We start from the raw sequence: 1,563 nt of genomic DNA, 5'->3' as shown, positions 1-1,563 counted from the left end.
CCATTTTCTAGCATTTCTAATAATTCATAATAATATGAACCAAATACTTTATTATATTCTAATTTCTTTTTGCTATTCAAATAGTTTTTTATAATTGGTTTCAACACTTCAATTTCTTCAGTATTTTTTAGTCGATCAATAAGGATATTGAAAATATTTGTCCTTATATGTTCGTAATTTTTTTGTGGATTTTCTTTTTTCAATTCAATTGATTTTTCTAATTTACGCTTTATGATACTCAAATCATTGTATTTTTGATATTCAATAATAAAATGCGGCTTATTTTTGTATTTTTCATATATCTTTTGAAAATTTATTTCCAATTGTTCAATATTGTATCCATTTTTTTCAAATTCTTTTTGTTTATTTTTTAAAATTTCTTTCAGTTTATTTTGCTTTTCTTTAAAGTAAGATTTATTTGAAAAAATCTTTTTATTTTTTGTTATTTCAATTTCATATCTTTTTATGATTTTAAATACTTTAATCAATGTATCTTTATCAATATTTAAATTCAATAAAAGAAAGAGAGATTTTTTAGATAAAAAGTTACATCTATTGAAGTATTTTATTATTTGGAATTTTTTTATTGGATTATCTCTCTCTTTTCTTTCTTCTTTTATATTATTATTTGTATTACTTAAACATACCTCCGAATTTACACTCCCCTCTAAAGGAAATTTGTCTTTAAAGTGGTTATTAACCCTTTTCTGAAATCTTGTTTCTTTTTTTTCTTTAAAGTATTGGTTAATCTTTTGATAACACTCTTTTTTTGAAAAATTCAGTTTATAGTAAATTTCAGTACCACAATTTACCCCCAAGTGTTTATAGTAATTAGTTGTGACTTTTATTTCTTTTTCTAATTTGTAAAGATATTTTTGCAGTGTTTTTAGTTTAACGGGTTTTTGGCCATTTCTTTTAAGATTTTCATTAAAGTAATAGAGTATGTTTCTTTGGGTATATTTCTTATATTTTTTGTTTATATAGCAAAGTGTTGAGATAAAAACAATTAATTTGTGTTGTTGTTTGTTTTTGCAATTTGGACTTTTTTTATTGGTTGATATTGACATGATCGTCAACCTCCTTCTAATGTTTAATAATAATTATTATTATAATGCATAATTTTAATTTAAAAGTAAATACTTTCCTAAAAAATATTAAATTAAATTATTAATTTCATTAATTAAATACACTTTTTGTAATTTGGGGGAAAAGATAAATTGATTTTAATTCTAAGTTGAGTTACACTACAAATAGCGTAGTTGTTTAATGATTGACATTGGCACCTACCTTTTAATGTTAATTTGCAAAAAATAATGGTGAGAGCTTAGCTTAGTTCTTTTGATAAGAGAATCTAGCTAAGCTCTAATTTTTTTGCAAAAATTTTTGTTAAAAAGTTGGCAAAAATAGTTTTTGCTATATAATTATTTATAAACATTAGAAGGAGGTTGACGATTATGTCACACATAGAAAATCAAGAAAATATACAAAATAATATGCAAGCGAAAATAAGCTTCAGAAAAGATATGAAAACCCTAAGGATGAATTTACCAGGTATTGACAAAA

At 22.5% G+C, this 1,563-nt stretch carries 1 protein-coding gene and 1 pseudogene; one reads left to right on the top strand and one right to left on the bottom strand.

The window, feature by feature from the left end:
• Window positions 1-1,070 (bottom strand): plasmid maintenance protein (locus HNP68_RS06785; protein WP_420703303.1); only part of this gene is annotated, 1,070 nt, incomplete at its 3' end.
• Window positions 1,071-1,454: 384 nt separating this feature from the next.
• Between HNP68_RS06785 and HNP68_RS07330 the strand changes: the two are divergent.
• Window positions 1,455-1,563 (top strand): annotated as a pseudogene (locus HNP68_RS07330) (ERF family protein); the annotation flags it as partial.

Source organism: Borreliella yangtzensis, assembly GCF_014201775.1.
Taxonomy (GTDB): domain Bacteria; phylum Spirochaetota; class Spirochaetia; order Borreliales; family Borreliaceae; genus Borreliella; species Borreliella yangtzensis.
This window is presented reverse-complemented; position numbering and strand designations above follow the sequence as displayed.